Annotated in this window: 17 protein-coding genes; 1 reads left to right on the top strand and 16 read right to left on the bottom strand. The window is 71.7% G+C overall.

Annotation, left to right across the window (positions count from 1 at the left end; genetic code table 11):
• Positions 1-7 precede the first annotated feature (7 nt).
• From ACX27O_RS19750 to ACX27O_RS19705, 10 genes are all read right to left on the bottom strand, one after another.
• Positions 8-1,066, bottom strand: a complete 1,059-nt coding sequence (locus ACX27O_RS19750) for a threonine aldolase family protein (RefSeq protein ID WP_358127567.1) — start codon at positions 1,064-1,066, stop codon at positions 8-10.
• Between the two features lie 17 nt (positions 1,067-1,083).
• Complete coding sequence (locus tag ACX27O_RS19745) at positions 1,084-1,662, bottom strand: sigma-70 family RNA polymerase sigma factor (protein WP_210864449.1); 579 nt, start codon at positions 1,660-1,662, stop codon at positions 1,084-1,086.
• A 170-nt stretch (positions 1,663-1,832) separates the two neighbouring features.
• Positions 1,833-3,659 carry an ABC transporter ATP-binding protein gene (locus tag ACX27O_RS19740; RefSeq protein ID WP_357638978.1) on the bottom strand — a complete coding sequence of 609 codons (1,827 nt, stop codon included), beginning with the start codon at positions 3,657-3,659 and terminating at the stop codon, positions 1,833-1,835.
• Positions 3,656-5,362, bottom strand: a complete 1,707-nt coding sequence (locus tag ACX27O_RS19735; protein ID WP_458939880.1) for an ABC transporter transmembrane domain-containing protein — start codon at positions 5,360-5,362, stop codon at positions 3,656-3,658. The genes ACX27O_RS19740 and ACX27O_RS19735 overlap by 4 nt, the downstream gene beginning before the upstream one ends.
• 97 nt (positions 5,363-5,459) lie before the next feature.
• Positions 5,460-6,008: a gluconokinase gene (locus ACX27O_RS19730; RefSeq protein ID WP_357638982.1), complete on the bottom strand. Its 549-nt coding sequence runs from the start codon at positions 6,006-6,008 to the stop codon at positions 5,460-5,462.
• The gene (gene manD, locus ACX27O_RS19725) at positions 5,998-7,227 is read right to left on the bottom strand and encodes a D-mannonate dehydratase ManD (protein WP_030330497.1); all 1,230 of its coding nucleotides are present in this window, start codon (positions 7,225-7,227) and stop codon (positions 5,998-6,000) included. The genes ACX27O_RS19730 and manD overlap by 11 nt, the downstream gene beginning before the upstream one ends.
• Positions 7,228-7,259: 32 nt before the next feature.
• Entirely contained in the window at positions 7,260-8,408 is a 1,149-nt protein-coding gene (dgoD, locus tag ACX27O_RS19720; RefSeq protein ID WP_458939879.1) for a galactonate dehydratase, read from the bottom strand.
• A 7-nt stretch (positions 8,409-8,415) separates the two neighbouring features.
• Positions 8,416-9,231, bottom strand: a complete 816-nt coding sequence (locus ACX27O_RS19715) for a carbohydrate ABC transporter permease (protein WP_030330500.1) — start codon at positions 9,229-9,231, stop codon at positions 8,416-8,418.
• Positions 9,228-10,178, bottom strand: coding sequence for a carbohydrate ABC transporter permease (locus ACX27O_RS19710; RefSeq protein WP_209444522.1), 951 nt, complete (start codon positions 10,176-10,178; stop codon positions 9,228-9,230). Before ACX27O_RS19710 ends, ACX27O_RS19715 begins: the two co-directional genes overlap by 4 nt.
• A 75-nt stretch (positions 10,179-10,253) precedes the next feature.
• A complete protein-coding gene (locus ACX27O_RS19705) occupies positions 10,254-11,540 on the bottom strand; it encodes an ABC transporter substrate-binding protein (RefSeq protein ID WP_458939878.1) in 1,287 nt (428 codons plus the stop codon).
• A gap of 131 nt (positions 11,541-11,671) precedes the next feature.
• Here ACX27O_RS19705 and ACX27O_RS19700 point away from each other — a divergent pair, with 131 nt between their 5' ends.
• Positions 11,672-12,439 (top strand): FadR/GntR family transcriptional regulator, encoded by a 768-nt coding sequence (locus tag ACX27O_RS19700; RefSeq protein ID WP_030330504.1) that lies wholly within the window; start codon positions 11,672-11,674, stop codon positions 12,437-12,439.
• A 15-nt stretch (positions 12,440-12,454) separates the two neighbouring features.
• Here ACX27O_RS19700 and ACX27O_RS19695 read toward each other — a convergent pair whose 3' ends face one another.
• The 6 genes from ACX27O_RS19695 to ACX27O_RS19670 form a co-directional block, all read right to left on the bottom strand.
• Positions 12,455-13,192: a DUF6069 family protein gene (locus tag ACX27O_RS19695; protein WP_030330506.1), complete on the bottom strand. Its 738-nt coding sequence runs from the start codon at positions 13,190-13,192 to the stop codon at positions 12,455-12,457.
• A gap of 5 nt (positions 13,193-13,197) precedes the next feature.
• Entirely contained in the window at positions 13,198-14,196 is a 999-nt protein-coding gene (locus ACX27O_RS19690) for an RNA polymerase subunit sigma-70 (protein WP_458939877.1), read from the bottom strand.
• Positions 14,197-14,585: 389 nt separating this feature from the next.
• Complete coding sequence (locus tag ACX27O_RS19685) at positions 14,586-15,368, bottom strand: hypothetical protein (protein ID WP_210860583.1); 783 nt, start codon at positions 15,366-15,368, stop codon at positions 14,586-14,588.
• Positions 15,369-15,506: 138 nt separating this feature from the next.
• Entirely contained in the window at positions 15,507-16,295 is a 789-nt protein-coding gene (locus ACX27O_RS19680; RefSeq protein WP_458939876.1) for an SDR family NAD(P)-dependent oxidoreductase, read from the bottom strand.
• A 69-nt stretch (positions 16,296-16,364) separates the two neighbouring features.
• Positions 16,365-17,669: an enolase C-terminal domain-like protein gene (locus ACX27O_RS19675; protein WP_458939875.1), complete on the bottom strand. Its 1,305-nt coding sequence runs from the start codon at positions 17,667-17,669 to the stop codon at positions 16,365-16,367.
• Positions 17,669-18,508 (bottom strand): fumarylacetoacetate hydrolase family protein, encoded by an 840-nt coding sequence (locus ACX27O_RS19670; protein ID WP_030330514.1) that lies wholly within the window; start codon positions 18,506-18,508, stop codon positions 17,669-17,671. Before ACX27O_RS19670 ends, ACX27O_RS19675 begins: the two co-directional genes overlap by 1 nt.
• Positions 18,509-18,561 lie beyond the last annotated feature (53 nt).

The following is an 18,561-nucleotide window of genomic DNA, read 5'->3' as shown; positions in this document are numbered from 1 at the left end:
CCCCGTTTCAGGTGGCGTGGCGCAGCAGTTCGTGAAGGAACCCGACGACCTCGTCGGGGCTGAGGTCCATGGCGTTCTCGCCGACGCTGACCTCGAACGAGCATCGGTCCGGTGCCGGCGCCGAGCGTACGCGGCCGAACAACTCCACCCCGTCGGCGGCGAGCAGCGCGTCGGCGGCCCGCGTCGCGGCGTCCGGGCCGACCGGGAGGTGGACGTGGAACAGGGGCGTCTGCGGTGGGTCCGGGTAGGCGCGGGCCACCCCGTCGGCGTTGATGGCCGCCGCGATCGCCACCGCGTGCTCCCGGTGCGCCGGTAGCCGGGGCAGCAGGGTGTCCAGGCCGTGCAGCGCGGTGAGGGCCAACGGCCACGCGTCGTAGACGTCGCCGCCGAGCCGACGACGCCACACCCGGGCCTCGGCCACCAGTGCGGTGTCCCCGGCGAGCGCGGCACCGCCGACGCCCTGCAGTCCCTTGTAGAACGAGACGTAACCGCTGTCGAACAGCGCGGCGATCTCGGCGAACGGCCGCTGGTAGTACGTCTGCGCCTCCCAGAGGCGGGCGCCGTCGAGGTGGATGGCGGCGCCGCGCTCACGCATCGCCTCGGTCTGCGCGACGAGGTCGTCCCACTGCGGCAGCAGTCCGCCGATGTCGCGTTGCGGCAGCTCCCAGAGCACCGCCGCGAGTGGTTCGGCGACGGCGGTGAGATCGGCCAGTGTCATCAGTCGGTTGCGGTCGCCGACAGGCTGGAAGCGCAGCCCGTGCACGACGGCGTACCCCTGCTGTTCCCAGACCTCCAGGTGACACTGCGGGTGGGCGGCGAAGGCCCGCCTGCCGCGCCGGTCGGCGTGGATGCGCAGGGCCACCTGCTGGGCCATCGTCCCGGTGGGGAAGAACAGCGCTTCGTCGGTGCCGAGCAGGGAGGCCACCCGCCGTTCGAGGGCGGCCACCGGCCCGTCCGGTCCGTTCGGCGGCGTGGCCGGGTCGACCTGGGCCAGCATCGACCGCAGGAGGTCGTGCGGCCGACGGCGCAGCTCCGAGTGCAGGAACAGGGAACGCCGCACAGTCATTGCGGCAGTATCCACCCTCAGCCGGTTCGTCGCTCGTGGCCCGGGTCGGTGTCGGCGCGCCAGGCGGCAGCGAGATCCTCGCGCGCCCGGGCGACCCGGGAGCGGATCGTGCCGACCGGGCACTGGCAGACGTCCGCCGCCTCGGCGTAGGACAGGCCGAGCACCTGGGTGGCGACGAACGCCTCACGCCGCTCCCGGGTCAGGCCGGCGATCAGCTGGTGCAGCGTCACTTCCTCGTCGGCGTCGGTGGTGATCGCACCGGCGGCCTCGGCCGCCGCCTGCCAGTCCGGCACCGACGCCGTCCTCGGTCGGGCCACCGCCGTCCGGACGTGATCCACGGCGACGCGCCGGGCGATGGTGAACACCCAGGTGCGGGCCGACGAGCGGCCGGCGAAGCCGGGCAGGTTGCGAAATGCCCGCAGGAACGTCTCCTGGGTCAGGTCGTCGGCCTCCCCCGGCCCGGCCAGGTGCGACAGGAACCGCCAGACCTGGTCCTGCAGTGCCCGGATGAACGCCGTGGCGGCCTGCCCGTCACCCTGACCCGCCTGCCGCGCCCACCGGGTCACCTGGTCGTCGTCAACGACACCGTTGCGCACCGACCACCGTCCTGTGTGCCACCGGGCGCTCCTTCATGCCGAGATGCCGTCGTCGGAACGCCGCCGATCGGCCGCGCACTCTGGTGGTCGCCGCCGGAGCCGGAAAAGTTCCCGGGCGTCCCACCTTCGACTGATCTGGCGGATGTCCGACGCGAGCGCCAGCGGGCCGCTCAGCGCGGGACGGGTTGGTCCGCGCTCTCGCGTTCTCTCGGCACCGCGAGGTCGGGCATGCGCCACCACCGCCACAGCTGGCTGTATCCGCCCCCGGCGCTGAGCAGCTCGGCGTGCGTCCCGTGCTCGGCGACGCGCCCGTGGTCCAGGACGACGATGCGGTCCGCGGTGGCCGCCTGGCTGAGACGGTGGGCGACGACCAGCGTCGTACGGCCCTCGGTGGCGGCCACCGCGGCGCGGTCGAGGTCCCGGGCGCCCGCGCTGCCCGCCTCGGCGGTGGCCTCGTCGAGGACCGCCACCGCCGGATCGGCGAGGACGAGGCGGGCCAGCGCGAGCTGCTGGGCCTGGGCCGAGGTGAGCTGCCGACCGCCCTCCCCCACCGGGGTGTTGAGGCCGTCCGGCAGTCCCCGCACCCACTCGGTGGCGCCGACCCGGTCGAGGGCGGTGGTGATCTCGGCGTCGGTGGCGTCCGGGGCGGCCAGGCGCAGGTCGTCGGCGAGCGGCCCGGCGAAGACGTGCACCTCCTGGCTGATCAGGGCGATCTCGCGACGGAGGCGGTGCTCGTCGAGCTGGGCCAGCGGCACGCCGCGCAGGGTGACCGCACCGTGGGTGGGCGCGATGATGCCGGCGATGATGCCGGCCAGGGTGCTCTTGCCCGCGCCGCTCGCGCCGACGAGAGCGACGCGCTCCCCGGGGTTGAGCCGCAGGGTGATGTCGCGCAGCACGACCGGCCCGTCGTCGTAGCGGTGCTCCGCGACGGTCACCTCCAGTGCCGCCGGTTCGGCCCGATCGCGGCGGGTGGGCTCGGCGTCGCTGGGGGCCGCGGTGTCCGGCAGGGTGGTGACCCCGACGAGTCGGGCCAGGCTGGCCCCGGCCTGCAACACCGAGTCCGACTCGAACAGCAGCAGGCCGATGGGGTTGAAGAGGCGGTGGAAGTAGAGCGCGGCGGTGGTGGCGGCACCGACGGTGGCCAGGTCGCCGCGGACCAGCAGGAAGCCGGCGAGCAGCACGGCGGCGAGCCCCACGAACTCCGAGCGGTTGATGCGCAACCCGAAGCGGGTGTAGAGGCCGAAGATCTCCAGGGACAGGTCGCGGGCGACGCCGGAGCGATCCGCGATCCGGGCGACGTGGGCGTCCTCCATCCGGTAGGCGCGCACTGTCGCCGCGCCCCGCAGCGCCTCGGCGGTCGCCTGCGCCCGCTCGCCCGTCGCCACCCGCTCCCGGGCGTAGTACGGCACGGATCGCCGGAGGTACCAGCGCAGCGCCAGCGCGTACGCCGGGGCCGCGACCAATCCGGCGATGCCGAGCCGCCAGTCGAGGGCGAAGAGCCCGGCCGCGGTCAGCACCACGGACAGCAGCGCGCCGAGGAAGGCGGGGCCGCTGGTGGCGATCACGTTCGTCACCACTGCCACGTCGTCGCCGGCGCGGGCCACCAGGTCCCCGGTGCCGGCCCGCTCCAGGGTGGCCGACGGCAGGTGCAGGGCGCGGTCGAGGACCCGTTCCCGGAGTCGGGCCAGCACGGTCTCGCCGAGGCGCGCGGCGACCGCGGCGCCGGCCGCGGTGAGGAGCCCCGCGAGCACGGCGGCGCCCGCGATCACACCGGCCCAGCCCAGCACCGTCGGTGTGTCGGTGCCGGCGATGACGTCGTCGACGAGGCGGCCGAGCACCCAGGGAGCGACCAGCCCGGTCGCGGCCGCGGCGACCAGCAACGTGCCGGCGACGGCGCTGAGCCCCGGCAGGAGGGCCAGCTCGGTGCGCAGGGCGGCCCAGGTCTCCCGGCCGGTGGCCGTCGGCAGCAGGTGCCGGCTGATCGGCTCGGCCGTCATCGCAGGGTCTCCTCGCGGTAGCGGGCGTCGCTGGCGAGCAACAGCTCGTGCGGGCCCTCGGCGACGACCCGTCCCCGGTCGATCACCGCGACCCGGTCGGTGATCCGCAACAGCGCCGGACTGGTGGTGATCAGCACCGTGCCCCGGGTTCCCGTCCCCCGAGCCGTGGCCAGTCGCGCGGCGAGCAGCCCTTCGGTCACCGAGTCGACCGCCGTGGTGGGGTTGTGCAGCACCAGCACCGGCGGGTCGGCGACGAGCGCCCGGGCCAGCCCGATCCGCTGCCGCTGCCCGCCGGAGAGGTTCGCGCCGCGTTCGGTGAGCAGGCGGTCCAGTCCGTGCGGGTGCGCGGCGAGCACGTCCTCGGCGGCGGCGGCGCGGACGGCGGCACACAGGACCTCGTCGTCGACGGAGGTCCCGGCGCACAGATTGTTGCGCAGCGTCCCCTCGAACAGCGCCACGTCGTGCTGCTCGACGAGGATCGTGGCGCGCGCGGCGTCAATGTGCAGCTCGTCGGCGGGTACGCCGTCGACGCGGAGCGTCCCCCGGTGCTCCGCGCGGGGCACCCGGCCGGCCAGCAACGCGACCAGCGCCTCGGCGTCGCTCGGGTCGTAGGCGAGAACGCCCAGGATCTCACCGGCCCCGACGCGCAGGGTGACGTCGTCGAGGCCCGCGTAGCTGACCCCGTCGAGGGCGAGCCGTGACGGGCCCGGGGCGGGCGGCCCGGCGTCACCCGGCTGGACGACCGGCGCGGCACCGAGGACCCGGGCGACCCGCCCCGCGGAGGCGCGGGCCATGGCGAACAGCTGGACGCAGTACCCGAGCGTCTGCACCGGCTCGGCGATGAACTGGGCCAGCCCGACCACCGCCACCAGCTCGCCGATGGTGAGTCGGCCCTGCAACGCGAGCCAACCGGCGAATCCGGCGACCGTCGCGAGGAAGAGGCCGTTGACGGTGGTGGTGAGCCCGAGGTGCAGGCCCTTGGTGGTGGCGGCGCGCAGGGTGACGTCGAGCGCGTGGCGGCTGGCCCCCGCGTACCGGCGGGCGGCGTGGTCCTGTGCGCCGATGCCGCGCAGCACGCGCAGGCCGGTGACGAGGTCGACGGCGAGGGCGGTGGTGGCGGCGAGCGCCTCCTGCTGCGACGTGCTGCGCCGGGTGAGCAGCGGCGCCATCCGCTGCAGGGCGACGACAAGCAGGGGTACGCCGATGAGCACCCCGAGCCCGAGGGGAATGTCGACGACGAGCAGGGCGACGGCGGCGACCACGATGGCGGTGAGCGCGGCGGCGGTGAGTCCGGCGACGCGCACGACGAGCGCGGAGAGCTCGGCGTCGGAGGCCGTCACGGACAGCAGTTCGCCGTCGCGCAGGCCCGAGCGGCGTCCCCGCGGGTCGAGGGCGCTGCGGACGATCTCGACCCGGGTGGTGTGCGCCTCGTGTTCCACGGCGGCGAACGCCAGTCGCGCGCCGGCCCGGTAGGCGAAGGCGAGCACCGTGAACAGGGCGGCCAGCCCGGCCAGCGAGAGCAGCAGGGCGCGGACGTCCCCGGTGGCCACCGCGCGGTCGATGACCACGCCGACGGCCACCGGGACGAGAGCTTCGGTGGCCTGGTGGGTGCAGAGCAGCGCGATGCCCGCTGCCACCCGGGCGCGCTGTCGACGCAGCGCGCGACGCAGCACGGCACCGCCGGTGGTCTCGGCGACTGTCATGTGCGAATCGATGAGGGCACGGCGGCGGACTCCACTGATGATTAGGGAAGGCTAACCTAACATCTCAGTGGTGGGGTCGGAGGTGCGGGCCCGGTGCTCACCCACCCGACACCGAACCGGGCAGGCCGAGACCCTTGACGGCCGCCGCGACCAGGACCTCCGGGGCCGACGAGAGATCGAGGACGAGCACCGACTCGTCCGGCCCGGCCGGTTCCAACGTGGCCAGCTGCGACTCCAGCAGACTGGCCGGCATGTAGTGCCCCTCGCGCTTTGCCAGTCGCGCCCGGATGACCTCCGCCGGCCCGTCCAGGTGCACGAAGTCCACAGGGAGCGGGCCCCGACGGAGCACGTCGCGGTACGACCGCTTCAACGCCGAGCAGGCGAGCACCGTCGAACGGCCCTCCGCGCCACGGTCGGCGATCCACGCGGCGATGTCCCGCAGCCAAGGCGCCCGGGTGGCATCGTCCAGCGGTACGCCGGACCGCATCCGCGCCACGTTCTCCGGGGAGTGGAACTCGTCCGCCTCAGCGAACGTCAACCCGGTCGCCGCGCTGATCCCGCGTGCCACGGTGGTCTTGCCGGCCCCGGAGACGCCCATCACCACGACGTGCCGGGTGGGCCGGGCGCCGCGCCGCTCACCAGTCATGGACCGTGCCGTCCTTGAGCCGGTTGAACGGCAGGTACGCCGGCTCGTACGGGAACCGGGCCGCCGCCTCCTCGTCGAGCTCCACCCCGAGCCCCGGTTGGTCGCCCGGGTGCAGGTAGCCGTCGGTGAAGGTGAACGACTGCCGGAACACCTCGTTGGCCAGCGGGGTGTGCTTCATGTACTCCTGGATCCCGAAGTTGTGGATGGCCAGGTCCAGGTGCAGCGCCGCCGCCATACCCACCGGGGAGATGTCGGTGGGGCCATGGATGCCGGACTTGATCTGGTACTGGGCGGCGAAGTCGAGCAGCTTGCGCATGGCGGTGATGCCACCGGTGTGGGTGACGGCGGACCGGACGTAGTCGATCAACTGCTCACGGATCAGGGTCTGGTAGTCCCACACGGTGTTGAAGACCTCGCCGATGGCCAGCGGGGTGGTGGTGTGCTGGCGGACCAACCGCAGCGCCTCCTGGTTCTCGGCCGGGGTGCAGTCCTCCAGCCAGAACAGGTCGTACGGTTCGAGGGCCTTGCCGAGCTTGGCGGCCTGGATCGGCGTCATGCGGTGGTGCCCGTCGTGCAGCAGCGGCAGCTCCGGGCCGAACTCGTTGCGTACCGCCTCGAAGACCGACGGCAGGTGGCGCAGGTACGCGCGGGTGTCCCAGTCCTCCTCGGCGGGCAGCGGGGTGCGCTGGGCGGGTTCGTAGTCGTAGCGCTGGCCGGTGGCGCTGGGCTGCGCGGCCACGCCGTAGACCGCGTTGATGCCCGGCACCGAGGTCTGCACCCGGATCGACCGGAAGCCCTCGTCGAGGTGGCGGCGGATCGAGTCGAACAGCTCGGGAAGGTCGCGACCCGAGGCGTGCCCGTACGCCATGATGCCGGTGCGGGACGCGCCGCCCAGCAGTTGGTACAGCGGCATGCCGGCAGCCTTGGCCTTGACGTCCCAGAGTGCGACGTCCACCGCGGCGATGGCCGCCATGGTGACCGGGCCCCGCCGCCAGTACGCCGACCGGTACAGGAACTGCCAGGTGTCCTCGATCCGGTGCGCGTCGCGCCCCATCAGCAGCGGGGCGACGTGGTCGCGCAGGTACGAGGCGACGGAGAGTTCACGGCCGTTGAGCGTGGCGTCGCCCAGACCGGTGATCCCCTCGTCGGTGGTGATCTTCAGGGTGACGAAGTTCCGGTCGGGGCTGGACACGATGACGTCTGCTGCGACGATCTTCACTGGGGGCCTTTCCGTTAGTGCCGGTCGGGGTCTCACCACTCCGCGTAGGAGCCGTCGGGGTGCCGCCAGGTGGGGCTGCGCCAGGCGTGCCCGCGCTTGTCAGCGGTCCGCACCGCGTGTTCGTCGATCTCGATGCCGAGGCCGGGGGCGGTCAACCGCTGCACGTACCCGTCGACGAAGGTCAGCGGGGTCTGGTCGAGGCAGTAGTCGAGCACCTCGGCGCCCTGGTTGTAGTGGATGCCGATGCTCTGTTCCTGGATGAGGAAGTTGGGGGTGGCGAAGCCGACCTGCAGGCAGGCGGCGAGGGCGATCGGCCCGAGCGGACAGTGCGGGGCGAGCTGCACGTCGTACACCTCGGCCAACGTGGCGATCTTGCGAACCTCGGTGATGCCGCCGGCGTGCGCGAGGTCCGGTTGGGCCACGGCGATGCCGGCCTGCAGCACGGGCAGGAACTCCTGCCGGCTGTAGAGCCGCTCCCCGGTGGAGATGGGGGTGGTGGTGCAGCGGACGACCTCACCGATCAGGTGCGAGTTCTCCGGAACCACCGGTTCTTCCAGGAAGAACGGCCGGTACGGCTCCAGCAGCGGGGCGACCCGCCGGACGTTGGCGAGAGTGAACCGGCCGTGGAAGTCGACGGCGACGTCGCGGTCGTCGCCGAGGACCTCGCGGGCGACGGCCACCCGCCGCACCACCGCGTCGAGGTCGGCGACCGAGGCGAGCGCGCCCATCGGCCCGGACGCGTTCATCTTCACCGCGGTCAGGCCCGCCTCGACCCGGGCGCTGATCTGGTCGCGGATCTCGGCGGGCTCGTCACCACCGATCCAGCCGTAGACCCGGACCCGGTCCCGGACCGGCCCACCGAGGAGCTGGTGCACGGGGGCGCCGTAGTGCTTACCGGCGATGTCCCAGAGCGCCTGGTCCAGACCGGACACCGCGCTGGCCAGGATCGGGCCGCCCCGGTAGAAGGACCCCTTGGTCAACACCTGCCAGTGGTCCTCGATACGCAGCGCGTCGCGACCCGTGAGCAGTTCGCTGAGCTGGTCGACGGCCGTGCGCACGGTCTCGGACCGGCCCTCGCAGGTCGCCTCGCCCCAGCCGACGATGCCGGACTCCGTCTCGATCCGGACGAACAGCCAGCGGGGCGCGACCAGGAAGGTCTCCACAGTTGCGATCGTCGTCATGTGCCGGTCAGCCCTTCGTGGCACCGGCGGTGAGGCCGGAGACGACGTACTTCTGCACGAACAGGGCGATCAGCATGATCGGCAGGGTGACCACCGTCGCGGCGGCCATCAGGCCGCCCCAGTCGATGCTGGCGTAGCCGACGAAGTCGAAGATCGCCACGGGCAGCGTCTTCGTGTCGGAGCCGGAGAGCACCAGGGCGAACATGAAGTTGTTCCAGGAGAAGATGAACGAGAGGATGCCGGCGGTCGCGACGCCCGGCACCGACAGCGGCAGGGTGATCCGCCGGAACGCGCCGATGTGGGTCAGCCCGTCGACCAGCGCCGCCTCTTCCAACTCGGTCGGCAGGCCGTCGAAGTAGCCCATCATGATGTAGACGATCAGCGGGAGCGACACGAACATGTGGCTCAGGATCAGCACGCTGAACCCGCCGACCAGCTTCAGGTTCGAGAAGACGTAGTACCAGGGCACCAGCAGCGAGACGCCGGGGATCACCCGGGCCATCAGCACGACGAGCGCGGACTTCTTCATGCTGAACCGGCTCATCGAGTACGCGGCGGGCACGCCGAGCAGGAGGGAGAGCGCGGTGGCCGCGAACGCCACCCAGAGACTGTTGCCGATGAACTGGAGATAGTTGGCCTGCTGGAGAACTGTCTCGTAGTTCTTCAGGCTGGGCGAGAAGACGAACGCCTTGGCGGTGTCGTAGATGTCCACGTTGGTCTTGAACGACGCGGCGATCATCCAGAGCAGCGGCGCCATCAGCGCGAAGACCACGACCACCAGCGCCGAGGTGCGGAAGACGCGGTACGGCTTGCTCGGCTTCATCGGCCCAGCCCCTTCTTGCGATAGGTGAGGGCCCACATCACCCCGATGATGATCAGGAAGAAGATGATGAGGACTGTCGACGAGACGCCGTAGTCGTTGTAGTCGAAGCTGAGGCCGTAGGCGTACACGTTGAGGGTCTCGACCTCGTGGAACGACCCGCCGCCGCGACCCTTGGTGGCGTAGAGGATGTCGAACGTCTTGAGCGCGTCGATGCCGCGCAGCAGGATGGCGACGATCACCGTGGGCATCAACAGCGGGAGGGTGACGTGCCGGAACCGCTGCCAGCTGCTGGCGCCGTCGATCCGCGCCGCTTCCTGCGGCTCGTCGGAGAGCGAGGTGAGCCCGGCGAGCAGGATCAGCACGACCATCGGGGTCCACTGCCAGATGTCGATGAACATCGTGGTCGGCAGGGCCGAGTGCTGCCCGGCCAGCCAGGGCTGCGGGCCGATCCCGATCCAGCCGAGCAGTTGGTTCGCCATCCCGATGTTGGGATCGAAGATCAGCCGCCACATCATGCCGACCGCCACCGGAGTGGCCACCAGTGGCAGGAGGATCGCGACGCGGACCCACTTCTCACCGCGGAAGGGTCGCCACAGCAGCAGGGCGATCGCCATGCCGAGGATGACCTCGAAGAACAGCACGACGCCGGTGAACAGGACGGTACGCCAGACCGCCGGCCAGAACCGGTCGGTGTCGGTGAGCACGTCGAGGTAGTTCTGGATTCCGATGAACTCCGACTCGGCGCGCACCGAGCCCTCGGCGTCGGTCAGGCTCAGGTACCCGGTCCACGCCACCGGAAAGATGATCAGCACGGCGACGAAGAGCATGGCGGGTGCCGCGAAGAGCCACTTGCGGTGCTCGTTCGTCCACCGTGACCAGGCGGAGTCTTCCTGGACCGCCGCAGGGGCCTCGGGCGTGTCGGTGCGGGGGGTGATGACGGCTGACATGAGGGGTCTCCGGGTTCGGGGGTCAGGTCCCGGCGGGGCGGCGGAGCCGGTCGGCTCCGCCGCCCGGCGGTCGGGCTACTTCGCCTCGTCGTCGAGGAACTTCTGGAACGCCGCGTTGGCCGTCTCCGCCGAGGCGGCGGCGTCCTTGCCGGTGATCGCGTCCACGATCGGCTGGCCGACGATCTCCCGCGCCTCGGCCACCTTGACGACCAGCGGACGGTCGTGGCCGACACCGTTGGCGGTGCTTACCGTGTTCGCCTCGGCCAGGTCCTTCGGGTAGGAGGCGGTACCCGCCGGGTTCGCCCAGACCGAGGTGCGGGCACCGGGTACGCCGGCCGTCTGCTGCGCCAGCGCCTGCTCCTTGCCGGCCGCCCACTGGATGAACTTCCAGGCGTTGTCCTTGTTCTCCGAGCTGTCGTTCACCCCGAGCGCCCAGGACGGGATGTTGTACGGCTTCGAGCCGGCCGGGCCGGCCGGGAAGGCCGCGAAGCCGACCGTGTCGACGACCTTGGACTTGGTCGGGTCGGTGGCGTTCTTGTAGAGCGAGTTGGCCTCGGTGTAGAAGGCGGCCTTGCCCTGCGTGAAGATCGCCATCGCCTCGGACCAGCTCATGTCGGTGCTGATGTTCTCCGGGCCGTGGTCGCGCAGCAGCCCGCCGTAGTAGGCGTACGCCTGCTTGGCCTGCTCGGTGTTGACAGTCGCCTTCCCGCTGGAGTCCACGAAGTCGCCGCCGAAGCTGAAGAGGAAGCTGGAGAACTGGGTGACGGCGGCGGCCTTGCCGGTACGCGCGACGAAGCCGGCGACGCCCGGGTTGTCCGCCTCGATCTTCGCGGCCTGCGCCTTGAGCTCGTCGAGCGTCTTCGGTGGCGCGGTGAAGCCGGACTTCGTCAGCAGGTCCTTGCGGTAGTAGAGGACCTCCTGCTCGGTGATGATCGGCAGCCCGACCACCTTGTCCTTATAGGTCGTCGCCTGCATCGGGCCAGCCTGGAAGTCGCCGATCTCGAAGGCGCTGTCGGACTTGGCCCTCTCGCTCAGGTCGGCGAGGTACTTGTTCTTGGCGAACAGCTTCCCCTCCTGCAGGGGCCGGTACATCATCACGTCGATGTCGTCGGAGCCGGCGTTCAGCTTGACGTTGTACTGGTCGGAGAGCTGGTCCTCACCGAGCTGGGTGACGTCGACGGTGAGGCCGGACTGCTTCTCGAACTCCGGCAGGGCCTTTCTGATGTTCTCCGTCCACACGTGGTTGACGAGTGTCACGCGAACGGTCTTGGAGTCTTCGCCGCCGCCGTCGCCACCGCAGGCGGTCAGGCTCATGGCGGCGACCACGGCCAGAGATGTGCCGATTACCAGTCGACGTCGCACGCTGTCTCTCTTTCTGTCGTGGCCGCCCCCGAGAGAGCCGCTACCTCGGCGTTACATCCGCTTAACATCGGGATGCTAGGCCGAAAAAGCTGATTACCTCAAGAGGTAGATGTAAATGATATGATCTTTGAGTGGAACCGTCCTCACCAGAGGTTGCAGCCGCTTCGCCCCTCCCCGCCGAGTCCGGGCTGCACGCGCGCGTCCTCGACCACCTCGGCACCGCCATCTGCGGCGGTGAGCTGCCCCCCGGGTCGGTCCTCAACATCGACGAGCTGGTCGAGCGGTACGCCGTGTCCCGCTCGGTCGTCCGCGAGGTGCTGCGGGTGCTGGCCTCGATCGGCTTCATCGAGGCGCGTCGACGGGTGGGCGTGCTGATCCGGCCGGCGAGCGCGTGGAACGTCTTCGACCCGCAGGTGATCCGCTGGCGTCTCGCCTCGGCGGGTCGGATGGCCCAGCTCCGGTCGATCACCGAACTGCGCACCGCGGTCGAGCCGCACGCGGCCTTCCTGGCCGCCAGCCGGATCGGCCGTGACGAGGCCAGCGACCTGGTCGGGTTGGCGGCGAAGATGTGGGCGGCCGGCGAGGCCGGCGACGAGGAACGCTTCCTGCACCTCGACATCGAGTTTCACCGGCGGGTCCTGCTCGCCTCCGGCAACGAGATGTTCGTCCGGCTCCAGGAGCTGGTCGCGGAGGTGCTCACCGGCCGGCACAAGCACCACCTCATGCCGCACCACCCGCACGAGCAGGCCCTCCAGATGCACGCCGATGTCGCCCAGGCGATCCAGCGTCGCGACGGTGAGCGCGCCCGGCAGGCGATGGTGCAGCTGATGGAGCAGGCCTTCGACGAGATGAAGTCGCTGTGGGAGCAGACCGGCGGGCCCGAGCACGGCACCGGGTAGCGACCAGCGCGTGCGTCAGTCGGTACGGAGGCTGCGCGTCAGGACCGGGATCATCACCGTCGCGGCGACGAGGTGCAGCCCCAGCAGAGCGGCGATGGTGGCCGCGTTCGCCCCCGAGACGAACGGTGGGATCAGCGAGAGCGCGGTCAGCGCCACCGCCGTCCACACGAACCGGTGGGCGGGGCGCGCACTCCACCACAGGAGAGCGCCGGCGATGACGACGCCCACCACCGAGAAGAAGCCCGTCACCACGGCGAACCCGGACAACGGGATCGTCTCGCCGCCGCCGTCGGGGATCGCGAAATCGACGCCGACGGCCCGGGCCAGCGCGGCGGCGAGGGTGGTGGCCACCATCGCCGCGAGCGTGGCGACCAGGCCGGTGCCGGCAAGCCTCCGCAGCCGGTGACCCCGGCGGGGCTGGCCCGGTGTCGGCCCGGCGGCGATCTGGGTGTCCTCAGTGCTGGTCATGGCGTCTCCATCGACGGTGAGCTGGCGTACCGGACTGGTTGACTGGCGTGGGACGTCCCGTGGCGTACAGACGCGCACCGTCGCCGTGCGGCGGCCGGGGTTGCGCAGAGCGCGGACGCCGGTGCCGCGCAGCCAGAACCCGGCGTCGCGTCCGAGGACCGGCCCTGGTTCGCCGTCGCGCAGCTCCAGCTGGATCCGTCCGCTGGTGACGACGGCGAACGCGTCGGACCACTGCGCCCCGACCACCGCCGCGCGGGCGCCCCCGGGCAGGGTCAGCGTCCGCATCGGGACTACTCCCTGCCGTCGGCCGGCAGTCGCGGCGGCAGACCGAGCCGCAGGAACTGGTCGGCGTGGAAGATGAAGACCTCGGTGATCGCGCCGCCGGTGACGCGCAGGACGTCGATCGTCAGCGGCAGGTACGCGCCCTCCTGCTCGCGCCAGTGGTAGAAGGCGACAGCGGGTTGCCGGTTCACCGAGGTGGGCACCGCGCGCAGGCCCGACATGGCGTCGAAGCCGTCCTCGACCCAGTTGCCCAGCACCGCGTCGCGGCCGACGGACAGGCCCGGCGTGGGCGGCATCGAGGAGCGGACGTCGTCGCGCAGCATGGTGGCGAGCGCGTCGACGTCGGTGGCCACGCTGGCGTCGGTGAAGCGGCGCACCAGCTCGCGCGTCCCGGCGTCCTCGTCGCCGCCGACCCAGTCCTGCCGCTCGGCGGGCAGGTGCTCCCGCATGCCGGCACGGGCCCGCTGCAGTGCGCTGTTCACCGAGTTGACCGAATCCCCGAGCAGCTCCGCGACGTCCTTCGCCGGCCAGCCGAGCACGTCGCGCAGGATCAGCACGGCCCGTGGACGCGGCGCCAGGTGCTGGACCGCGACCAGGTACGCCAGCTCGATCGTCTCCCGTGCGACGGCGACGCTCTCCGGCTCGTCCCCGTCGCCCGCGGGCAGCTCGTCGAGCAACCGGTCCGGGTAGGGCTGCAACCACAGCACCTCACCGCCGGTCGCCGGCTCCGGGCGGCGCTTGGCGAGCAGGTCCAGGCAGGCGTTGGTGGCGATCCGGTACAGCCATGCCCGGAACGTCGACCGCCCCTCGAACGTCTCCCGCCGCCGCCAGGCCCGCAGGAACGTCTCCTGCACCGCGTCCTCGGCGTCCTCGAACGAGCCGAGCATCCGGTAGCAGTGCACGTGCAACTCCCGCCGGTGCCGCTGCGCCAGCCCCGAGAACGCCGGCTCGTCGACCTCGCCGAGACCGCTCACAACCATCTCCTGCAGCCGTGTGTCCGCACTCATCACGTCATCCTTCCGCCTCGTCATGTCCTGTCGGAGGTATGACGGGCGCGGACGCGACAACTCATCACTCGGGATGGGCGCTCGTCGGCGGCGGGCGATGGCGGGGTGGTGCTGGGATCATGTCCAGATGAGCGAGGAGCAGGCGCGGGTGCTGTCGAATCGGGGTATCCGGCGGCCGTACTGATCCGACAGCGACCGACGGCAGCTGGTCGCACCAACCCGCACGGTCGTCGTGGGGCAGACGCCCCGACCAGCCTGATGACTCACAGGCATCATGATGCCTGTGAGTCATCACGCTCGCGGGCGCATCCGCCGCTCGGCGGAGCACCCGGGTCCCCGATGGCTCCGATCAGCACCCGCCCGCACGGCCTGGGGGATGCGGCGCGGTGCTACCGGGCGGTGCCGCCGCCCGATCGGCCCGCACCGGCGGAGGGCCGGTGCGCGATGCGGGGTGCCCGCACGGCGGAGGCGTTGCCGGCTCCGGGGCGGTGGTCGCGCGCCGCGCTGGCCACCATCTCGTCGGCGTCGCGAGTGAGCGCCTGCCGGATGTGCGGCGGGACGACGTCGGACGTGGCCATCGCCAGTCGGACCTGCACCGCGCGGTCGTCGACCAGCCGCGCCAGATCCGCCTCGCTCAGCTCGACGGCCCGCACCAGCGCGGCACGGACGTCGGCCACCGGGTCCGCGGCGAGCGCGCTGCGCTGCTCGGCGGTGGTCCGTGGATTGCGGGCGACCCCCTTGCGTACGCGTGCGGTGCGGTCGGCCAACAGGGCGGTGATCACGTCGGGGTCGTGGGTGTGCGTGGCGAGTCGTTCCCGTACCTCGGGTGACACGTCGTCGATCAGCTTGGCGGCCAGCTCCGGCTCCAGCTCCCGACTCTCCGCGAGCAGGCCGCGAAGCTCCTTGTCCGAGGTCTGCGCCATGACCTGGCGGATCGACTCGTCGCACGCCGGGTTGCCGGCGACCGCCCAGCGGACCCACCGGTCGGCGTCCTTGACCAGGCGCATGAGGTTGGCGATCGAGGTGGAGGGGTTCCTCGCCACCGCCTCCCGGACCTGACGATCATGGTCGCGGGTGAGCGGTCGCAGGGCTTGCGCGGGTGCGTCGGCCCGAGCGGCGACCGCCTTGCGGACCAGTACCGACGGGTCGGACGCCAGGTCGATAAGGGTCATTTGTGGCGTTGTGGGGTCCTGGGCGAGCGCGAGTCGAGCGTCAGCGCTCCCGCCGATCGGACGGTGGGCGGTGGTGCCGGACCCGCTGTGACGGTCGGGCTCGCCGACGTCCTGCTGTTTCCCCATCGCGCAATCATGTCACGCGCCCGATTCGGCAGGATCGGCCGCGGGCCGCGCCGGGGCAGGTAGGCGCAGGCCGGACATGCCTCCGTCGACAGGCAGCGACGAACCGGTCACCGACCCGGTCGCGGGCGACGCGAGGTAGACGACGGCGGCGGCCACCTCGTCGGCGGTCACCAGGCGGCCGGTCGGCTGCCGCGAGGCCAGGTGCCGCTTCTCCGCCGTCGGGTCGGCGGCGCTGGCGAGCAGGCGGGCCACCCAGGGCGTGTCGACGGTGCCGGGGGCGACGCAGTTGACCCGGACGCCATCCGTCACCAGGTCGGCGGCCATGGCGAGGGTGAGGGCGTGCACGGCACCCTTCGACGCCGAGTACAGGGCGCGTTTGGGCAGACCCGTGGTCGCCGCGATCGAGGAGATGTTGACGATCGCCGCGGACGACGACCGGCGCAGGTACGGCAGGGCGACGGCGCTGGTGCGGGCCACACCGGAGACATTGACGTCGAGTACCCGGCTCCACTGCTCGTCGTCGTTCTCCTCCACCGTGCCCACGGCCGAGATCCCGGCGTTGTTGACCAGGATGTCGATGCCGCCGAACGCCTCGGCGACCGCTGCGACGGCCGTGCTCAGCGAGGCGCGGTCGGCCACGTCCGCCCGGACGCCGAGGACGCCGGGATCCTCCGGCAGACCCGACAGCTCCAGGTCCAGGACACCCACCCGGGCGCCGGCGGCGGCGAACGCCCGCACACACGCGAGCCCGATCCCCGATCCGCCTCCGGTCACCACTGCCACCAGACCGTCACACCGCATGCTGCTCTCTCCTTCCGAGTAGTTGACGCACCGCCGTCAGGTCGGCCGCGCGGTGAAGCGCGTCCCGGGTCAGATCCAGGCCGGCCCGTCGGGGTACGCGTACGTGGCGAGGCTCTCCGGACGCATCGCGGCGGAGAACCCCGGCGCGCTGGGCGCCACGTAGTGCCCGTCCTTGATCACCACCGGGTCGAGGAAGTGCTCGTGCAGGTGGTCGACGTACTCGACGACCCGGTCACGCATCGAGCCGGACACCGCCACGAAGTCGAACATCGACAGGTGCTGCACCAGCTCGCACAGGCCCACTCCCCCGGCGTGCGGGCAGACCGGCACCCCGTACTTCATGGCGAGCAGCAGGATGGCGACGTTCTCGTTCACGCCGCCCACCCGGCAGGCGTCGATCTGGACGACGTCGACGGCACCGGCCTGGAGCAGCTGTTTGAACACCACCCGGTTCGCCACGTGCTCGCCGGTGGCGACCCGGATCGGCCCGCCGTCGGGTGCGCTGGTGGCGAGGGCGGACCGGATCGCCGCGTGGGCGAGCACATCGTCGGGGCTGGTCGGTTCCTCGATCCACCACGGGTCGTACGGCGCCAACTCGCGCATCCGGTCGACCGCCTCGGCGACGTCCCAGCGCTGGTTGGCGTCGAGCGCGATCCGGATCCGCGGGCCGACCGCCTCGCGGGCGATCTTCAGGCGTCGTACGTCGTCGGCGGCGTCCGCGCCCACCTTCAGCTTGATCTGGGTGAACCCGTCGGCCACGGCCTGCCTGGCCAGCCCGACCACCGTGTCGTCGGAGTAGCCGAGCCAGCCGGGCGACGTGGTGTACGCGGGGTAGCCCCGCTCGGTCAGCCGGGCGATCCGGTCGGCCCGACCCGGCTCGGCGGCGCGCAGGATCTCCAGTGCCTCGTCGGGGGTGAGGGCGTCGGTGAGGTAGCGCCAGTCGACCAGGTCGACGATCTGCTCGGGGCTGAGGTCGGCCAGGTAGCGCCAGACCGGCTTTCCCGCCCGCTTGGCGACCAGGTCCCACATCGCGTTGATCACCGCTGCGGCGGCGAGGTGCATCACGCCCTTCTCCGGGCCGAGCCAGCGCAGCTGCGAGTCCTGGGTGAGCGAGCGGGCGAACGCACCGAGGTCCACGGTGTCCGGGTCCAGGCCGACCACGTACGGCACCAGCGCGTCGATCGCCGCCCGGCAGACGTCGTTGCCCCGCCCGATGGTGAAGGTGAAGCCGTGCCCGTCCGGGCCGTCGTCGGTGCTCAGCACCAGGTACGCGGCCGAGTAGTCGGGGTCGGGGTTCATCGCGTCGGAACCGTCGAGGTCCCGCGAGGTGGGGAACCGGACGTCGTACGTGTCGACGGAGGTGATCACCGCCATCAGGCGTCCCGGAGCGTGTTGCGCTGCCGACCGAGGCCGTCGATCTCGACCTCCATCACGTCGCCGGCGGTCAGGTACGGGAAGCGGCCGGAGAGCGCCACTCCCTGCGGGGTGCCGGTGTTGATGACGTCGCCCGGCTCCAGCACTGTGTACTGGGACAGGTGCCAGACCAGGTACGCCACGTCGAAGATCATGTCTTTGGTGCTGGAGTCCTGTCGGGGCTCGCCGTTGACCCAGGAGCGCAGCCGCAGCGCCTGCGGGTCGCCGACCTCGTCGGCGGTGACCAGCCACGGGCCGAGCGGTTGGAACGTCTCGCAGGACTTGCCCTTCGACCACTGACCACCGGAGACGGCGAGTTGGAAGTCCCGCTCGGAGACGTCGTTGGAGAGGACGTACCCGGCGATGTGCCCGAGGGCGTCGGCGGGCGAGGCGAGGTAGCGGGCCGGTCGGCCGATCACCACCGCCAACTCCACCTCCCAGTCCGTCTTCGTCGAGCCACGCGGGATCAGGACCTCGTCGTGCGGGCCGACGACGGTGTTGGGCGCCTTGTAGAAGATGATCGGGTCGGTCGGTGGCGCGGCGCCCGATTCGGCGGCGTGCGCGGCGTAGTTCTGCCCCACGCAGAGCACCACCCCGGGCCGGGCGACCGGTGCGCCGACCCGCTGACCGGTGACGTCGATCTCGGGCAGGTCGGTGGCCTCGCGGACCCTCCGCACGCCGTCGCCGGCGAGGAACTCGCCGTCGATGTCGGCGGTGAGCGACGAGAGGTCGAAGTGCCGTCCGTCGGCGAACAGCACGGGGCGTTCCCGCCCCACGGGCCCGACGCGCATGAACTTCACGAACCAACCTCCAGTGCATAGGTACGAGTCGCGACACAAGCCGGACGGCTGCT

This window comes from Micromonospora sp. SD19 (genome assembly GCF_054462275.1).
This window is presented reverse-complemented; position numbering and strand designations above follow the sequence as displayed.

Coding starts and splice junctions, on each gene's coding strand:
- ACX27O_RS19750 (WP_358127567.1), bottom strand. CDS start 1,066: ATGACTGTGCGGCGTTCCCTGTTCCTGCACTCGGAGCTGCGCCGTCGG.
- ACX27O_RS19740 (WP_357638978.1), bottom strand. CDS start 3,659: ATGACGGCCGAGCCGATCAGCCGGCACCTGCTGCCGACGGCCACCGGC.
- ACX27O_RS19735 (WP_458939880.1), bottom strand. CDS start 5,362: ATGACAGTCGCCGAGACCACCGGCGGTGCCGTGCTGCGTCGCGCGCTG.
- ACX27O_RS19730 (WP_357638982.1), bottom strand. CDS start 6,008: ATGACTGGTGAGCGGCGCGGCGCCCGGCCCACCCGGCACGTCGTGGTG.
- dgoD (WP_458939879.1), bottom strand. CDS start 8,408: ATGACGACGATCGCAACTGTGGAGACCTTCCTGGTCGCGCCCCGCTGG.
- ACX27O_RS19715 (WP_030330500.1), bottom strand. CDS start 9,231: ATGAAGCCGAGCAAGCCGTACCGCGTCTTCCGCACCTCGGCGCTGGTG.
- ACX27O_RS19710 (WP_209444522.1), bottom strand. CDS start 10,178: ATGTCAGCCGTCATCACCCCCCGCACCGACACGCCCGAGGCCCCTGCG.
- ACX27O_RS19695 (WP_030330506.1), bottom strand. CDS start 13,192: ATGCGGACGCTGACCCTGCCCGGGGGCGCCCGCGCGGCGGTGGTCGGG.
- ACX27O_RS19690 (WP_458939877.1), bottom strand. CDS start 14,196: ATGAGTGCGGACACACGGCTGCAGGAGATGGTTGTGAGCGGTCTCGGC.
- ACX27O_RS19685 (WP_210860583.1), bottom strand. CDS start 15,368: ATGACCCTTATCGACCTGGCGTCCGACCCGTCGGTACTGGTCCGCAAG.
- ACX27O_RS19680 (WP_458939876.1), bottom strand. CDS start 16,295: ATGCGGTGTGACGGTCTGGTGGCAGTGGTGACCGGAGGCGGATCGGGG.
- ACX27O_RS19675 (WP_458939875.1), bottom strand. CDS start 17,669: ATGGCGGTGATCACCTCCGTCGACACGTACGACGTCCGGTTCCCCACC.